Genomic DNA, 17,493 nt, shown 5'->3' with positions numbered 1-17,493 from the left:
TTGAATACCGGCCTGTCACGCCGGGGGTCGCGGGTTCGAGTCCCGTCCGCTCCGCCATTTTTGGAAGCCTTTAGATATATCTCCTCAGAAAGTTTCTTGGTATTTTCAAAATTACAGCCCACTTCAAAACAACAGTTTACGCCCAAAATAACACTTTACGCTTTTTTCCATACTTTCATTGAATTTTTAATCCAAGCTCCCGTTTATCAGATTCTGCTTTACCGATTTTCTCTTCATTAAAAACAATAATATGCGCTAAAGTCGTAATGCTTTTTTTCACAGTTGTACTAGAGTTACGCTCTGCATGTTCTAGAAGCAAAGACTTATGACAAAAAGTGAACAAAAACAGTATTTTCTCGCAGATAACCTAAAAGCCATTCTCGTTTCTTTAATCAGCGTAGTAGCCGTAACCCTGCTGCTTGGCGCTGTTATGTTTCTGTTTGTTCGAGAGCAGGAAGAAAATCGCGCATCAGAGATTCTCAATAATGTGCGTGCTGTTTTTAGAGATGCAGAAATAACATTGGACTACCTCAATGCACTTCCATATGAATCGTGTGGCAAAGACAACTTAGCTGAAATGAGAAAAACGCTCTTTCGCTCTCGTTTTGTAAAAGAAATAGGTTTTTATGAAGAAAATGCGCTTGTTTGCAGCACCTATCTGGGCATTTTAGAGGAGCCGTTAGCGACAGACGAGCCCGATTTTTATACCAAGCTTGATGATGCGTTTTGGATCAATACGCCGCTGCAGCTTTTTGACAAGCAAGCGACAGGGACTATTGTAAAACGAGGTCGTTACAATGCCGTGTTAGATATGGATAGTATCATTGGCTACAGCTATATCCAGGACTGGCAGCTTTTCTACAACGGTGATCAATTTTATCATATGGCTGGAAACCCTGCTTTAGTTGACTCGACGCTTAGTCAGCAGGACATGGATGCACGCACCGGGTATTTTTCATTACAGTTTATTTTGTGTGATGAACGTTATACCAGTACATGTCTTCAGGTTAAATCTGACCACGGAAGAGTGTTAGACCTGCATCTCGGAAAGCTTGTGCTATTTGTTTTCGTCATGCTAATGACGGCAGCACTCACACATATGATAACGTTTAATTATTTAAGACGAAGACGTTCATTAGAATCAAGAGTGAATAAAGGGCTGCGGGAACATAAATTTTACTGCCTTTATCAACCATTTGTAGACTTACAGTCTGGTAAGGTCATCGGTTGTGAAGTATTAAGCCGTTTTAAAGACGAGTTTGGGCCAATATACCCGGACGAATTTATTCCCCAAGTAAAAGAGCAAGATATGACGTGGGAATTCACCGTCGACATGATAACTAAAGCCATGAACGATCTTAACGACAACCCCGATATTCCTGAAGGATTTAAAGTGTCGTTTAATTTATTTCCGTTCGATTTTACCCGCGACAGTTGTCTTAACTTAGATTTTGTTCTTGATATGAACATCAAAAATTTCAAGTTGGTGTTAGAAATAACCGAAGACGAGCAAATAGCCACGCAGAGCGCAGCAAAACACATTAAGTCACTAAAAAGCAAAGGCTTCCTATTTGCTATTGATGATTTTGGGGTTGGCTATTCGAATTTAGGCCAGTTAAAAACGTTAAACTGTGATTATCTAAAAATTGACCGAAGTTTTGTCATGGATATGGAAGAAAACAGTATCCGCTCGTCACTTATTCCTCACATTGTAAGTATTGCAGATGGCCTCAACGTAGAGTTGATTGCGGAAGGCGTGGAAAATCTTGAGCAGCTTAATGAACTTAAAATGCTGAAAATAGGTTTTGGACAAGGTTGGTTATTCGGTAAACCACAATCAGCCAATGCACTTGCAAAAACCGTTCAAGAGACCCTCTGACGCGTTTTATGACTGTCATTTTTCGGTTGGTGTTGGTAGTGTTTAACGCTACCATTAACCGCCTGAAAAACTTAGAAGAACAGTCGCATGCAAGACGTGCTAATTTGCCGCAATATCAATAAAACCTATCAAGACGGAAGCAACGCTACGCCCGTTCTACATGATGTCTCTTTGGCGATCAAAGCTGGTGAGCATGTAGCAATATTAGGAAGCTCCGGTTCAGGAAAAAGTACACTTCTCCATATTCTCGGTGGCCTGGATAAACCTACAAGCGGTGACATTGAATTTAAAGGTAAGGCGCTAAGCCAGTTATCAAGTAATGCATTAGCAAAACTTCGCAACAATGAGATGGGTTTTATCTATCAATTCCACCATTTGCTTGGCGAATTTACGGCTCTGGAAAACGTGGCAATGCCCCTTCGTATAAGAGGTCTCTCAGCGAAGCATGCTGAAGCTAAAGCGAGAGATATGCTTGAGGAAGTCGGCTTATCACATCGCTTCGACCATTTACCTTCTGCTATGTCTGGCGGTGAGCGCCAACGAGTAGCCATTGCTCGCGCTTTGGTTACAGAACCTTCTGTTGTTTTAGCTGACGAGCCGACGGGAAATCTTGATGATTCCACCGGTCAGCAAATATATAAGCTACTTAAAAGCTTGAGTGAAAAAAAAGGTACTGCCTTCGTCGTTGTGACCCATGACATCGCGTTAGCGAAAAAAATGGATAGGGTGTTAAAAATAAAAGATGGCCGTTTAGCGAGTGAAGTAATACCAAAGGAGAGCCATCATGCTCGCCCTTGAACTTGCGCAAAAGTTTAGGAAAACACGTTCTCAACAGCGCTTTATATCTTTTATCTCGATGTCTTCTACCATTGGCATAGGGCTTGGATGTTTCGTTTTAATCGTGTTGCTTAGCGTGATGAACGGCTTTGAAAAAGAGCTTACCGGCAGAATATTGAGCGTGGTTCCCCATGGTGAAATTTATAGTAAAAGCGAAAGCGGCATCGAAAACCTTGAAGCGCAGCTATATCGTTTTTCTCAAGATAGCCGGCTAGCAAGTGTTACGCCTTATACCGGCCTAACAGGCATGCTTCAGTCGAACGGAGAGCTAAAAGCGATCAGTGTTACCGGGGTTCCTGTTGAACAAGTGGATGAAAAATATGCTGAAAGGGTGTCGAAGCAAGATTGGCTGAGGTTTAGCCGTCAAAGTAATAGTTTGATTGTGGGGAAAGGAATTTTCACCTCAATGGGTCTTGAGGTTGGCGATAAAGTACAGATCCTCATTCCTCAAACTACGCAAGATCTCACATTCAAAGCACCGCGTGCTATTACGCTTGAAATAGCGGGGGTATTATCTGTTGGTGGCGAACTGGATAACCAGCTAGGACTTATGCACCTTGAGGTCGCTTCAAACGCAATTGGGATAGCATCTAAAGCACAAGGTATACAGTTTACGTTGAAGGACCCTTTTTCTGCTTATGACACCATGCGCGATATTGGGTATAGCTATCCACAAGCGGTGTATATGTCTGACTGGACACGTACCCAAGGGCATTTGTACAGCGATATCCAATTAGTAAGAGCGGTTGTCTATATTGCATTATCGTTGGTAATAGCCGTTGCATGTTTCAACATCGTCTCGTCTCTGGTCATGGCAGTGAGAGATAAGCAGGCTTCTATTGCCATTTTAAAAACAATGGGAGCCAGCGATAGCTTAATTCGCAATGCATTCGTACTACAGGGCGTTATTAATGGTTTTGTCGGGATAACGGTAGGGGTGACACTTGCGCTTTTAGTCGCGCCTAATCTTTCAGATATTGTACGTATTATCGAATCAGGATTGGGCGTAGAAATATTGTCTGGCGACATCTATTTTATCGACTTCTTACCATCGAGCCTGCATTGGCAGGATGTTATTGTAACTATTATCGTTGCTATGTTCTTGAGCGTAGGGGCCACGCTATACCCTGCACAGAAAGCGGTAAACATTTCCCCATCTTCTGCGCTTCACTGATCATGAAGTTTTGATGTATGTTCTCTATGTTTTTAGCGGATAGTTCGATGAAGGTTTCTCTTAGGTGGCGACGTCGCTTGCGCATTTAGCTATAAGGGCGCATAGATGTTGTGTTTTATAAAAAAGGCCAGCGAAGCTGGCCTCTATTTGAGTAGACTTTCAAGCTTCTGCTATTGGTTTTTCTCAAAGTGCTCGAAATCCACGTCTTCTTGTTTCAAGCCCGCTTTCGGATCATTATAAACACTTTCATCAAGCGCGCCTTCGCTCTTTGCTACCACGCACGACACCATGCAGTCGCCAGTGATGTTAACCGCGGTACGGGTCATATCGAGCAGTCTGTCTACACCAATAATAAGAGCAATACCTTCAACGGGCAGGTTTACCTGTTGTAATACCATGGCAAGCATAATAAGCCCAACGCCCGGCACGCCAGCGGTACCAATAGAAGCGAGGGTGGCTGTCAGTACCACCATCATGTAGTCGCTCAGGCTTAGGTCTACGGCATAGACTTGCGCAATAAACACGGTTGCCACTCCCTGCATGATGGCGGTGCCGTCCATGTTGATTGTCGCACCTAGCGGTAGAGTAAACGAGGAGACTGAATTACCTACACCTAATTTGTTCTTTGCAGTTTCCATGGTTACAGGAAGCGTGGCACTGCTACTGGATGTGCTGAAGGCGAAAAGCGCTGCATCTCGCATTTTTCTCATTAATATAAACGGATTCAAACCTGCTAGTGCTTTAAGTAAAATAGAGTAAGTCACAAGCCCGTGAAGAATAAGCACGCCAAAGACCAAGAAGAAATATTTCGCTAAACTCAGTATGGTCTCGCCACCAATGGTTGAAAAGAGCTTTGCCATTAACACGTATACGCCATATGGCGCTAGGTTCATGATAATAGTAACTAAGCGCATAATAACGGTATTAATGTCTTCAAAGATGGCTGTCAGGCGTTTCCCTGCGTCGCCAGTCATCGCCATTGCGATACCAAAGAGTACCGCAAAAACAATAATTTGAAGCATATTGCCTTGCGCCATCGAATTTATCGGATTGCTTGGGAACATATTGACGATAACGTCAGATAAACTAGGCGCTTCTTTCGCTTCAAATGTTGTTTGTGTTGTTAAATTTAGCCCTTCACCTGGAGACACTACCAAAGCTATACTCATGGCTAGTGTTATAGCGATTGCCGTTGTGACAACATACAGCCCGACGGACTTTGCACCAAGCCTTCCCAATTTACTTGGGTCAGAAAGGGTACTGGTGCCACAGATCAAAGAAACAAAGACAAGCGGAACGACCAACATTTTTAAACTGGCGATAAATATTTGCCCGAGAGTCGAAAATATACCTTCTACAAGAATGTTATACGTTGAGAACTCGAAACCGAATATCGAAAAAGCAAAATCTCCGCTATCATCAAATAACAATTGGAGAAATACACCAGTCAAGATACCGGCAGCCATGCCGATAAAGATACGTGCGGTTAAACTATACTTATGTGCAGTTGAAGACATCAATGTTTCCTGTGCATTTTTATATTTTTAATCTTTCGTAGTGTGCCAGATTCAGTTGATTTTTAAACATAAAAAACGACGCAATTGTCAATAAAAGAGGTTCAGGAACGAATTATGTCGACATTAGCGAGAACGCTAAGCTTAATTAGCGCAATATTTATGCTAACAGCATGTGGTGGAGGCGGTTCGTCAGTCTCTCGGGAAGACACGGATAATGGAACTGGAGGCGGCGGTACAACAACCCCTTCTTATAAGATTTCGCTATCTTTAGAGAACGAAAGCGGAGCAAGCGATAACAATTTATCAGAAGACAACAGCTTGTTCGCTGTCGCGACTGTGACAGATGAAGACGGTAACCCCCTCTCAGATGCGCTTTTAACGTTTACGCTGAGCAATACTGAACTCGCTGAATTTGGCAACGACACAGGCACAGCACGCACCAACGCGAATGGTGTGGCACGGCTTCGTTTAAACGCCAGTACTGCATCTGGCGATGGTGAGATTACTGCAGCATTGAGTTCAGGGGAAACCGGAAAAACGACATTCTCCGCTACAGCGGTGAGTACCGTAGACCCAACAACGATAACCGTTGCGTTAACGTTGCAAAACGCCGCCGGAGAAACCGACAATAGCTTATCAACAAATAATGCATTAGTGGCGCTAGCAACGGTTACTAACTCTCAAGGTGAACCTCAGGCAGATCTTCTGCTTACGTTTTCGTTGAGTAACGATGAACTTGCAACGTTCTCAAATGATACAGCGACTGCACTAACTAATAGTGAAGGTGTTGCGACTATAGGTATGTCGGTGGGAAGCGCTTCTGGTGACGGTCAAGTAACCGCAACATTACCCACAGGTGAGAGTGATTCTACGACATTCAGCTCGACAGGAAGTACAACAGTTAGCGAAGAGCCTGCCTCCTTGGAACTTTTCGCTAACAATATTCAATTGGCTTCAAGCGGTAGCGATGAGGTAGAGTTGATTGCATTAGTTAAAAACGAACAAAGCGTATTGATGGAAGGGGTTGAAGTGAGCTTTTCAGCCCAAACAGGCGATGGCGTTGAGCTTCAACTCACGCAACCTGTTACCCTTTCCGATGGTACAGCCCGTGCAATACTGACATCGCAAAACGATAAATCAAACCGTACTATTACCATTACTGCCGGCGCTGGCAGTCTTTCTGAGTCTGTTGATATTACGATTCGAGGGACAGAAGTAATCATTAACGGTGCCTCATCTGTCATTTTAAATGATACTGTTGATTATACGATCCGCCTTCAAGACTCCGATGGCCAGCCTATTGATAACGAAGATGTTGTCTTAAGTGTTACTAATGGCACGCTTAGCAGCACCACAGTTAATACCGGGGCTAATGGTCAAGCTACGGTATCCTATACGGCATCCGCTTCTGGAGAAAATACAATTACGGCATCAGCACTTAATGCTGAAACAAACTTTACGGTGCAGGTTCAGCAAGACGAATTTAACTTTGTTAATTTGCCGGAAGAAGAAGTGCCATTGGGACAGTCGCAAACCATTACCGTACAGTGGCGTCAGAACAACACGCCCGTAGTTGGTCGAGACGTGACATTTAGCGCTTCTCGCGGTCAAATTGCTGGTGATGCTACGGTAACGACCGATGCAAATGGCCAAGCAAGTATCGATATTAGCGCAAATAATGCTGGTATTTCTGCAATTACAGCGTCTGCCAATGACGGAAGCGGCAATGTTTTAGTCTCCGCGCTAACGCAAATTGAGTTTATTGCAACAACACCGCATACACTTATCGCCGACGCATCACCTGATATTCTTGGCCCTGACGGTCAAACCAGCACGATTAGTGCTGTTGTTCGAGATGTAAATGGTAACCTGGTCAAAAATAGCGTGATAAACTTTACGGTTTCTGACGTGTCTACCGGTTTTGTATCACCGTCTCAAGCAACGACAGACAGCAAAGGGATAGCAACAACTGTATTTACATCCGGCTCGGTATCTACCTTGGAATCTGTTGCGATAACCGCTTTTGTTGCCGATGATCCTGCCATTGAAGACAGAGTCTCTTTAACTGTTGGTGCTCGCGCGTTCGATATCTCTCTAGGAACAGGTAATGAGATTGAAGAGCCCACGTCTACATCATACTTAAAACGTTTTGCTGTTTTCGTATCCGACTCTGCTGGCCAACCGGTGAGTGGTGTGAACCTTACCGCGTCTGTAACTCCGGCGAAATACGTGAATGACGGTGAGTATCGCACAGGGTTTTGGGTCTATAATGACGACGAATCTCAGTGGATAGCGATAGTCAATCAGAACTGTCTTACCGAAGACATTAATGACAACGGCATATTGGATACAACACCAACTGACGAAGATACTAACGGTGACGGGCTGCTTACGCCGGGATTAGTGGGGACAATTACCTTTACTAATGGCAACGCTGTGACGGACGAAAACGGCTATGCGGAATTAGAGTATCGTTACCCAAGCAGCTATGCAGTTTGGTACGATGCCGTGATTTCCGTTTTCGGCCAGTCTACTGGAAGTGAGGCGCAAGCATCAATGAATTACACCTTAGATATATCAGCCGACGACGTGACTGATGAAGGAGCGGCGCCGCCAGCTAACCCTTTTGGTGTCACTGACCAATGTACATTGGTTAACCCCTAGCAAATAAGCGATAGTCAAGAAAGCCGGCGTTATGCCGGCTTTATATTTTTAAGGTGACGCGCCTTAAAAGTGTTCACGCCTTAAATAGTTTTCACGCCTTAAATTGCGTTCACGACTTAAATTTCGTTCACGGCTGTGTCGCGTAATTACACCTGCTGGAAAGGATAAACAGATCCAATCTTAAGAATTTGAGTCAACTCATCAAGTGCTGTGCGAGATTCAATAAGCAACTGCGGATCACGCAAATCATTTTCGGTAAGTTCGTCACGATAGTGTTTATCCACCCACGCGTTTAAGCGTGCGAACTGTGTCTCGTTGATTAGCGTGTTTGGGTTTACCGCTGCTAGCTCTTGATCGTTCATCGCAACGCGCAAGCGCAAGCAAGCAGGGCCTCCACCGTTACGCATGCTCTGTTTCACATCGAAATAGTTTACAGACTTAATTGGCGTTCCCAATGTGACCAGTTTGTCCAGATAGCGACTAACCGCTTCGTTTTCCTGACATTCAGTTGGTGCAATTATGGTCATGTCGCCACTTGGTAGCGTAATAATTTGCGTATTAAACAAATAGGTTTTAACCGCATCTAAGACTGACACTTCATCCGTTGGCACCTCAATGAAATGAAGTGGTTCATCACCAAATTTTGCCTGAAGTTCCTGTAGGCCCGCTTCTTTTTGGAAAAAAGCCTGTTCATGGAAAAACAACACATTCTGATTACCCACTGCGATGACATCATTGTGGAATACACCCTGGTCAATAACGTCAGGGTTTTGTTGCATATAAACCACGCCTTCATCGTCAAGGCCGTGTAAGCGTGCTACAGCCTGGCAGGCCTCTAGTGTTTGGCGGGCAGGGTATTTTGTCGGTGCAGGTTTGCTGGTATCAAACGCATGACGGCCATAAACAAACAGCTCTACGCCCGCTTGGCCATAATTGCTACAAAGACGAGTATGATTTGCTGCGCCCTCGTCACCAAAATGTTCATTGTCAGGTAAGTGCTGATGATGGGCAAAGTACTTTTCATTGGCAAAAGTACCGCGCAGAATGTTTCCCGTTACTTGGGGCTCTAAAGAGCGATGAAACTTGTTGGTTAAGTTTGCAGGGGTAAAGTGAACTCGTCCATCGGCAGTATCGGCGCTAGGAGACACAGTAGCAGCATTTGCAGTCCACATACTACTAGCAGAGCAGCAGGCAAGAAAAATCTCGCGAGACTGCTTTGCAGCGCTTTCTAGTACTCTTGCATCACTTCCCGTAAAGCCTAAACGACGAAGAGCAGCAATATCCGGTCGCTCTTGCGGCGCTAAGACACCTTGCATCATACCCATGTCAGTGAGGGCTTTTGCTTTCGCTAAGCCTTGCTTCGCAGCCTGTTTCGGACTACTCACCGCATTGGCATTGTTCAGTGAAGCAACATTGCCGAAGGATAAACCGGCATAGTTGTGGGTAGGGCCTACTAGACCGTCAAAGTTAACTTCAAACTGCTTCATACTTTCCCTCATTCTAGGTGTGTTGCCGCTTGACTCTTATGCTAACTTTGACACTCGTGCGACCTTGATTTTTTTATCAGCGGTCATACTTGTGCTCACAGCGATGAGTAAAACGATACACTTCTTATTTACCTGAAAACGTTGTCAGGCCAGGTTGGAATGGCTCGCATTATACGGCTTTTAAGGCCAAAGCCAATCGTGCTGGTTATTTAATGAACAGAATTTGGGTGCAATTAGAGCGAAGGAAAGAATAAGTATGAAGAAGATCTTGTTTTCCATTCACTTTGTAGATATATGTTAAAAAAGAGCGGGTACCCTATATATAGTGCAAGGTTGCTCCAAATTTCAGAATTTGACGTAAATAGTCATTTAAAATCAATAGGTTTAGTTCAATTATATGGCAAAATCACTGGTCATAGTCGAGTCACCAGCCAAAGCGAAAACGATAAATAAATATCTCGGTAAAGATTTTATCGTAAAAAGTTCGGTTGGCCACGTGCGAGATCTTCCGACGAAGGCATTAGGCAAAGTAGAGCCTAAAAAACCGGCTAAAGAACTCAAAACTTTAAGCGAAGAAGCGCGACAAGAATATCTTCGCCGACACGAATATTTAAAACTTGTAGACAGGATGGGTGTGGATCCAGAAAAAGACTGGAAGGCGCATTACCAGGTGCTGCAGGGTAAAGAAAAGGTCGTAAACGAACTAAAAAAGCTTGCTAAAGATGCCGATACTATTTATCTCGCAACCGATTTGGATCGCGAGGGAGAAGCAATTGCATGGCACCTACAAGAACTGCTCGGCACCAAAGGCAAAACGTATCAGCGAGTGGTGTTTAACGAGATCACGAAAAACGCGATTCAAGATGCGTTTTCGGCCCCGGGTGAGTTAAACATTTCTCGTGTAAACGCACAGCAGGCTCGTCGATTCCTAGACCGAGTAGTGGGCTTTATGGTATCGCCACTACTGTGGAAGAAGATTGCGCGTGGTCTCTCAGCGGGTCGTGTTCAGTCGGTAGCAGTGCGCTTAGTGGTAGAGCGCGAACGAGAAATCAAAGCCTTTGTTCCAGAAGAGTTCTGGGATGTTCACGCGGACCTAACCAGTCAAGAAAAAGCGGCGCTTCGCATGCTGGTTGCTAAATATCAGGGCGATGGGTTTAAACCGAAAAATAAAGCGCAGGCCGACAAGGCGCTGGCGGATTTAGAAAACGCAAAATACACGGTAGAAAGTCGTGAATCTAAGCCAACGCAGAGCCGTCCATCAGCGCCGTTTATTACGTCAACACTGCAGCAGGCAGCAAGTACTCGACTAGGTTTTGGCGTTAAGAAAACCATGATGATGGCGCAGCGTCTCTACGAGGCGGGTTACATCACCTATATGCGTACTGATTCAACCAACCTGAGTAAAGAGGCGGTCGAAAGCGCAAGAGCGTATATTACAGATAAGTTTGGTGACAAATATTTGCCAGATTCACCAATTCGCTACGGCAGCAAAGAAGGCGCACAGGAGGCGCACGAGGCCATTCGTCCTTCTAACGTAAATATCAGTGCGGCGAACCTTGGTGATATGGAACGCGATGCGCAGCGCTTGTATGAGCTTATTTGGCGTCAATTCTTAGCTTGTCAGATGACACCTGCAAAGTATGACGCTACCACCATTAAAGTGGCGGCAGGCGACTATGAACTTACTGCGAAAGGCCGCGTGCTTAAGTTTGACGGTTGGACTCGTGTGCAGCCACAGCTTCGCAAAAAAGGCGATGAAGAATTAATGTTGCCAGATGTGCAGAAAGGCGACGTGCTTGACTTGAAAGCACTTGATCCTAAGCAGCATTTCACTAAACCTGTCGCTCGATTTAACGAAGCGTCCTTGGTTAAAGAGCTTGAAAAACGAGGCATTGGACGTCCTTCAACGTATGCAAGTATCATCTCTACCATACAAGACCGTGGTTATGTACGTTTGGAAAATAAACGTTTCTATGCCGAGAAGATGGGCGAGATTGTCAACGATCGTCTGATGGAAAACTTCGACGATCTGATGAGCTATGACTTTACCGCCAATATGGAGCAACATCTCGATGATATTGCTGAAGGCAACAAGGACTGGAAAGATGTACTCAACGAATTCTACAGTGGCTTCTACGGTAAGCTTTTAAACGCCGAAAAAGAGCCAGAAGAAGGCGGTATGCGCCTAAATCAGGCGATACCAGCGGGCATCGACTGCGATAAGTGCGGTCGCGAAATGAACGTAAGAACCGCATCGACGGGCGTGTTCCTGGGCTGTTCAGGTTACAACTTGCCGCCTAAAGAGCGCTGCACAAACACCATGAACTTAACGCCTGGCGATGAAGTGGTGAAGGTGGACGACGAAGAAGAGCTCGAAACAGAAGCGCTTCGCTCTAAAAAGCGTTGTCCGAAGTGCGGTACGGCTATGGACAGTTACTTGGTTGACGAAACCCGTAAACTTCACGTTTGTGGCAACACGCCAACGTGCGACGGAACCTTGGTTGAAACCGGCACATTCAAAATTAAAGGCTATGACGGCCCCATTATCGAGTGCGACAAGTGCGGCAGTGATATGGAGCTTAAAAACGGACGATTCGGCAAGTACTTTGGCTGTACTAACGAAGAATGTAAGAACACCCGTAAGCTGCTAAGAAACGGTGAAGCTGCGCCTCCAAAAGAAGACCCAGTGGATTTGCCTGAGCTTCCATGTGAAAAGTCGGACGCCCATTTTATGCTTCGTGATGGTGCCTCGGGTGTTTTCTTAGCAGCCCATAACTTTCCTAAGTCGCGAGAAACTCGTGCGCCGAAAGTGGAAGAACTTGCTCGCTTTAGAGACAGAATTTCGCCGAAATTCTATTATCTTGCCGATGCGCCACAAACTGACCCTGACGGTAACCCAGCAATCGTTCGCTATAGCAGAAAGACCAAGCAGCAATATGTCATGTCTGAAAATGACAGCGGTAAAGCGACAGGATGGTCTGCCTGGTACGACAACGGGAAATGGCAAGAGCAATCGACGAAAGCGCCTGCGGCTAAGTCAAAAGCGAAGAAAAAGTAACGCATAGTGAAGTCAAACGCTTTGTCTTATGCGTAATATAAGCCCGAATTTTTTCGGGCTTATTACGTATCAGCATCTATGTAGATGCGCCTAGACGTTAAAATTAGATATTTATTAGTGAGAGTTGATTATGTCCTCTTTACAAGACCAACTTTTAAAAGCCGGTTTGGCAGATAAAAGTACTGCTAAGCAAGCTCGTGCGGACAAGCGCAAGAAGCAAAAGCAAAAAAACAAACAGAAACAGCCGGTACTCGATGAAGCAACCTTAGCGGCTCAACAGGCTGCCGAAGAGAAAAAAGCGCGCTCTCGTGAGTTAAATCAATTGCAGCACCAAGAGCGTGAGAAGCGCTCAATTGTGGCCCAGGTCAGACAGTTGATCACAGCGAATAAGCAGCCTCGCGACGGTGACGTTGTGCTGAACTTTACTCACGATAACGTGGTAAAGCGCATGTACGTGAGTGAGTCCATTCACAAACAAGTGACTAAAGGCCGGTTAGCTATTGTCTTGTTGGATGATGCTTACGAGCTTGTACCTATGCCAGTTGCTGACAAAATTGCTCAGCGCGACGAGGCTTCAGTCATCTATCGTGCTGATTTAGATAAGAGCGGCACTGACGGTAAAGACGAAGCTGAAGATGATTGGTATGCTGACTACGAAATTCCTGACGACTTAACCTGGTAGTCCACTCACCCTAGCGTCGACGCAGCTCTAATTTTATAGGGTTGCGTTGACTTTCCTGTGTGGTTCGCAAATGGCGCTTTATCGCCTAAGTTTAATAGTATTGAGCGCGGCCTAAGATTTTTTTCAAAGAAGAAAGTATACACAACCCAATCAAGATGGAGATAGGCATGTTATACGGGGTAGTGCTAGCGGGTGGTGCTTCTCGACGCATGGGGCAGGACAAAGCGTTGATGCAATTTAACGGATGTACTTTGATATCACATGCTTCCCATTTGCTTGAGGCGGCGGGGTGTGAAAGCGTAATAGTGAGCCGTAATGAGGAGGGGTATCTCCGTGATAAAATAGAGGACGCTGGGCCGCTAGGCGGAGTGCATGCCGCGGTTTGTGAAATAGTAGAAAACCCGTCATGTAAACCGTCGAAAAAAGGGAAAGCAAAAAGGCATGAACTTTTGGTTTTGCCCGTCGATATGCCTCGAATGACACCACAGTTACTGAGTCAATTGGTATCGCTAGGAAGGCAAAATAAACGGGCTTGCTTTGTCGAAAACCGCTTTCTCCCTTTCTATTTACCGATTAGCAGCAACACACAAAAGGTTTTAACTGATTATCTTGTTAACCAAGGTAAAAGGCGGGTTATTGGTTTTCTAGAGCACGTAAATGCGTTAGCGCTTTCTTCATCAAGTGTTGAAAATGAAGCGCAATGGCTTAATGTTAATACACCAAACGATTGGCCTACAAACAAACCACATCATTCTTTGTGAGCGAAAAGTGTCAACAAGAAAATCGTCAACAAAAAACGTTTTAGCTGAACATGCTAGTGCATCTGTGGCCGTAAAAAACGAAAATAAGAATGAAAACAAAGGCGAACGAGCTGATAAAAAGCAAGCCGTGATTATTCGAGATAGCGCAGATAACGAAGGGTTTATACTTGCTGAAGAAGTTGCTCTTAGTATTAGCTATAACGGCATAAATTACGCGGTAATGTTGGTGTCTCCTTATGATATCGAGGACTTTATCATTGGCTTTAGCTTGTCTAATGACATCATTGAGCACACCAGGCAGCTTTATAATATCGATGTGTCTCATCATCAAGAGCATATTAACGCGGAAGTCGAAATAGCAAATGAGGCGTTTTGGAAATTAAAAGAAAAGAAACGTCAGCTAACAGGCGCATCGGGGTGTGGTTTGTGTGGTATTGAAGCCCTCGACAACGCACTGCCAGCGCTCGTACCTGTTGACACCGTAGCACTGCCACCCACTAGCTGGTTCGAAGGCTTGCGAACCGCGATACAAAAAGCCCAGCACCTCGCCCACAAAAGTGGTGCAGTTCATGCGGCCTTATACATTGACAAAGAGCGAAATGTCATAGCATGTAGGGAAGATATAGGGCGACATAATGCCTTTGACAAGCTTATTGGGGCTATTGCCTCGAAGGGGTATTACGATACCGAGAGCATTGCGGTTTTAACTAGCCGTTGCAGCCTTGAACTTGTTCAAAAAGCAATTAGAGCAAGGCTTGCGTTATTAGTGACACTGTCTGCGCCAACGGCGCTTTCAGTAAAATGGGCGAACCGACATGGTGTAACCCTTATCCATGTACCCAAGCACGATGCTCCCCGAGCATTCGTGCCAGGCGCACCTTAGTTTACGTTGAAGAAATCGGAATACGCCCATCAGATTCAGATTTAGTAAGTTTGATAGCAATAAACTTTGCAGTCGGGGTAAAAGTGCCGTCTCCGTAACTTTCAAGGGGTACAAGCGGATTTGTTTCAGGGTAATAGGCAGCAGCTTGCCCCTCAGGAATATCATAAGCCACTAGCATAAACTGTTTTATTTGACGGGTTCGACCATCGTTCCACAGCGACGTAATATCCACTTTCTCCCCGTCTTTAAAGCCAAGCTTTTTTATATCACTTTCATTTACAAACAGCACGTCTCTCGCGCCAAACACATTTCTGTACCTATCGTCCATGCCGTAAATAGTGGTGTTGTATTGGTCGTGGGAGCGCAGCGTTTGCAATATGAGATCAGGCTTTTCGCCTCTTGCTGCGATGTCGGTGTTTAGCAAAGACGCTGGTAGCGTATTCGTCGCAAATTCTGCCTTACCCGAAGGCGTTAACCAACGTCTTTTACTTGCTGCATTACCCAGATGAAAGCCACCAGGCCGAGACACTTTTTTATTAAAATCTTTAAAGCCGTCTATGGTATCAGCAATAAGCTCGCGAATATTGTCGTAGTCGCTAATTAAGAAGTCCCAGTCCACCGGTTTATTGCCAAGTGTAGCCTTTGCTATGCCCGCAATAATGGCAGGCTCTGACTGCAACATGTTTGAACTGGGGGGGAGTTGACCATAAGAGAGATGGACCATTGAAAACGTGTCTTCCACCGTTACACCCTGCTGTCCGTTTGCCTGTAAATCAATTTCCGTTCTTCCTAAGCAGGGCAGAATTAAGGCATCTTTTCCGGTTGTGAGGTGAGAGCGATTAAGCTTTGTCGCAATATTTACCGTCAAATTACACTTCGACAAAGCAGCATGAGTACGGGGGGTATCTGGCGTGGCTTGGGCAAAATTACCACCTAAGCCAATGAATACCTTTGATTCACCACGTTCCATAGCCTGAATGGCTTGAATAGTGTTGTGGCCTCTTTCTCGAGGTACGGCAAAGTTAAACCTTGCTTCCAGCGAGTCGAGTAGTACTTTTGGCGGCGCTTCGTTAATACCTACGGTTCTATCACCCTGTACATTGCTATGGCCCCGAACAGGTGACAAGCCTGCCCCAGGCTTACCCACGTTGCCTCGTAATAACTGGACGTTTACTATCTCTTGCACCGTCGCAACAGAATGTTTGTGCTGAGTGATCCCCATCGCCCAGCACATGATGACGCGTTCACCACGCCTGTACATCATAGCTGCATGTTGTATCTCGTCTTTTGAGAGACCCGATTGCGCTTCAATCTGCTCCCAACTGGTAGCCTTAACCGCAGTTAAGTAATCGTCTAACCCACTTGTGTGAGTTTGAATAAAGTCATGGTCTAATACCAATAGCTCGTTCTTCGCTTTCGCTTCGTCATCCCACGTGATTAGCCATTTAGCGATGCCGCGCATTACCGCCATGTCACCGCCAAGTGCAGGCCTGAAGTAAGCTGTATTTGTTGGCGTTGACCCATTGGTGATCATTTCGACGGGATGTTGAGGGTGTTGAAAGCGCTCTAAACCCCTTTCTTTAAGCGGGTTAAAACAAACAACTTGTGCCCCTCGGCGAACAGCGTCACGCAGTGGCTCCAGCATACGAGGGTGGTTAGTCCCTGGGTTTTGACCGATGACAAAAATCGTATCGGCTTTGGCAAAATCATCGAAGGTGACCGTGCCTTTACCTACACCTATAGTTGGTTTCATGCCCTGGCCTGATGCTTCATGACACATATTTGAGCAATCTGGGAAGTTGTTGGTGCCGTATGCGCGTACAAATAGCTGGTACAGATAGGCCGCTTCGTTACTCGCTCGTCCAGAGGTGTAAAACTCGGCCTGATGAGGTGAGGGTAAACCATTTAAGTATTTAGCGATAAGTGCGAAGGCATCGTCCCATGATACGGGTTCATAATGATCAGTCTGAGCATTGAAGCGCATAGGGTGGGTGAGTCTGCCTTGTGATTCTAACCAATAGTCAGTGTGCTTTTTGAGCGAACTTACTGAGTGCCTTGAGAAAAACGCTGGGTCAACATAGCGACCGGTAGATTCCCAATTAACCGCTTTAGCGCCATTTTCACAAAACTTAACTAATCCACTTTCCGGTGACTCGCCCCATGCACAGCCAGGGCAGTCAAAGCCTTTATCCTGATTGGTCTTCAGCATAGCTCGTAGGTTTTTCAGCGGCTTTTCACTTTGGAGCCAGCTTTGGGTAACGCTTTTTAATGCACCCCAACCACCAGCTGGCTTGTCGTAATTTTTGATATTGCGTTTGTCGCTCATGCTATCTGCTATGCCTATGAATGTTTAGAAGCTTTGTTTTTGATACACCTTAACTATTCAATTGGATGAAATCCAACAGTAAAGAGGGCTAAATTGACAATTACACCATAAGACAATATGTAAGGTTGTTGGCGAAAACAAATTCGCCGAGTAATTTGTGAGACAAAGCGTCAGAGGTTACACTTTGCTTTCTTATTCTAACTAGCGCTACCCGGCACAAGTGCC

12 protein-coding genes are annotated in these 17,493 nt (G+C 45.3%); 9 read left to right on the top strand and 3 right to left on the bottom strand.

All coding sequences use genetic code 11. The features are described from left to right. The 4 genes from JC525_RS19905 to JC525_RS08750 all read left to right on the top strand — a co-directional run. On the top strand, positions 1-240 hold a 240-nt coding region (locus tag JC525_RS19905; RefSeq protein ID WP_233095081.1), incomplete at its 5' end, for a hypothetical protein. Positions 241-325: 85 nt separating this feature from the next. Then, positions 326-1,879, top strand: a complete 1,554-nt coding sequence (locus JC525_RS08760) for an EAL domain-containing protein (RefSeq protein ID WP_198815487.1) — start codon at positions 326-328, stop codon at positions 1,877-1,879. Between the two features lie 87 nt (positions 1,880-1,966). Beyond that, the gene (gene lolD / locus JC525_RS08755) at positions 1,967-2,677 is read left to right on the top strand and encodes a lipoprotein-releasing ABC transporter ATP-binding protein LolD (protein WP_198815486.1); all 711 of its coding nucleotides are present in this window, start codon (positions 1,967-1,969) and stop codon (positions 2,675-2,677) included. Beyond that, a complete protein-coding gene (locus tag JC525_RS08750; RefSeq protein ID WP_198815485.1) occupies positions 2,664-3,890 on the top strand; it encodes a lipoprotein-releasing ABC transporter permease subunit in 1,227 nt (408 codons plus the stop codon). The genes lolD and JC525_RS08750 overlap by 14 nt, the downstream gene beginning before the upstream one ends. Positions 3,891-4,060: 170 nt before the next feature. Here the strand turns inward: JC525_RS08750 and JC525_RS08745 are convergent, their stop codons facing one another. Beyond that, positions 4,061-5,407, bottom strand: a complete 1,347-nt coding sequence (locus JC525_RS08745; protein WP_198815484.1) for a dicarboxylate/amino acid:cation symporter — start codon at positions 5,405-5,407, stop codon at positions 4,061-4,063. Positions 5,408-5,521: 114 nt separating this feature from the next. Here JC525_RS08745 and JC525_RS08740 point away from each other — a divergent pair, with 114 nt between their 5' ends. Further along, complete coding sequence (locus JC525_RS08740; protein WP_198815483.1) at positions 5,522-8,071, top strand: Ig-like domain-containing protein; 2,550 nt, start codon at positions 5,522-5,524, stop codon at positions 8,069-8,071. Positions 8,072-8,217: 146 nt separating this feature from the next. On the opposite strand, the gene astB is transcribed toward JC525_RS08740, so the two are convergent. Next, a complete protein-coding gene (gene astB / locus JC525_RS08735) occupies positions 8,218-9,558 on the bottom strand; it encodes an N-succinylarginine dihydrolase (protein ID WP_198815482.1) in 1,341 nt (446 codons plus the stop codon). Positions 9,559-9,955: 397 nt separating this feature from the next. Between astB and topA the strand changes: the two genes are divergently transcribed. The 4 genes from topA to fdhD all read left to right on the top strand — a co-directional run bounded on the left by topA (position 9,956) and on the right by fdhD (position 14,942). Beyond that, positions 9,956-12,616 carry a type I DNA topoisomerase gene (gene topA / locus JC525_RS08730; RefSeq protein WP_198815481.1) on the top strand — a complete coding sequence of 887 codons (2,661 nt, stop codon included), beginning with the start codon at positions 9,956-9,958 and terminating at the stop codon, positions 12,614-12,616. 130 nt (positions 12,617-12,746) lie between these two features. Continuing rightward, positions 12,747-13,298: a DUF2058 domain-containing protein gene (locus JC525_RS08725; RefSeq protein ID WP_198815480.1), complete on the top strand. Its 552-nt coding sequence runs from the start codon at positions 12,747-12,749 to the stop codon at positions 13,296-13,298. Positions 13,299-13,465: 167 nt separating this feature from the next. Next, positions 13,466-14,059 (top strand): molybdenum cofactor guanylyltransferase, encoded by a 594-nt coding sequence (gene mobA / locus JC525_RS08720; protein ID WP_233095080.1) that lies wholly within the window; start codon positions 13,466-13,468, stop codon positions 14,057-14,059. 7 nt (positions 14,060-14,066) lie between these two features. After that, entirely contained in the window at positions 14,067-14,942 is an 876-nt protein-coding gene (gene fdhD / locus JC525_RS08715) for a formate dehydrogenase accessory sulfurtransferase FdhD (protein ID WP_332874092.1), read from the top strand. A 1-nt stretch (position 14,943) separates the two neighbouring features. On the opposite strand, the gene JC525_RS08710 is transcribed toward fdhD, so the two are convergent. Then, positions 14,944-17,268, bottom strand: coding sequence for an FdhF/YdeP family oxidoreductase (locus JC525_RS08710; RefSeq protein WP_198815477.1), 2,325 nt, complete (start codon positions 17,266-17,268; stop codon positions 14,944-14,946). Between the last annotated feature and the right edge of the window lie 225 nt (positions 17,269-17,493).

The sequence above is a fragment of the Alteromonas sp. IB21 genome (assembly GCF_016405965.1).
Lineage (GTDB): Bacteria > Pseudomonadota > Gammaproteobacteria > Enterobacterales > Alteromonadaceae > Alteromonas.
Note: the sequence above shows the minus strand (reverse complement) of the source record. Positions and strands in the feature narration are given on the sequence as shown.

Bases quoted from the DNA above. Each gene is read 5' to 3' on its own strand.
- JC525_RS08710 (WP_198815477.1), bottom strand. From the start codon at position 17,268: ATGAGCGACAAACGCAATATCAAAAATTACGACAAGCCAGCTGGTGGT.
- mobA (WP_233095080.1), top strand. From the start codon at position 13,466: ATGTTATACGGGGTAGTGCTAGCGGGTGGTGCTTCTCGACGCATGGGG.
- JC525_RS08750 (WP_198815485.1), top strand. From the start codon at position 2,664: ATGCTCGCCCTTGAACTTGCGCAAAAGTTTAGGAAAACACGTTCTCAA.
- JC525_RS08740 (WP_198815483.1), top strand. From the start codon at position 5,522: ATGTCGACATTAGCGAGAACGCTAAGCTTAATTAGCGCAATATTTATG.
- astB (WP_198815482.1), bottom strand. From the start codon at position 9,558: ATGAAGCAGTTTGAAGTTAACTTTGACGGTCTAGTAGGCCCTACCCAC.
- topA (WP_198815481.1), top strand. From the start codon at position 9,956: ATGGCAAAATCACTGGTCATAGTCGAGTCACCAGCCAAAGCGAAAACG.
- JC525_RS08760 (WP_198815487.1), top strand. From the start codon at position 326: ATGACAAAAAGTGAACAAAAACAGTATTTTCTCGCAGATAACCTAAAA.
- lolD (WP_198815486.1), top strand. From the start codon at position 1,967: ATGCAAGACGTGCTAATTTGCCGCAATATCAATAAAACCTATCAAGAC.
- JC525_RS08745 (WP_198815484.1), bottom strand. From the start codon at position 5,407: ATGTCTTCAACTGCACATAAGTATAGTTTAACCGCACGTATCTTTATC.
- JC525_RS08725 (WP_198815480.1), top strand. From the start codon at position 12,747: ATGTCCTCTTTACAAGACCAACTTTTAAAAGCCGGTTTGGCAGATAAA.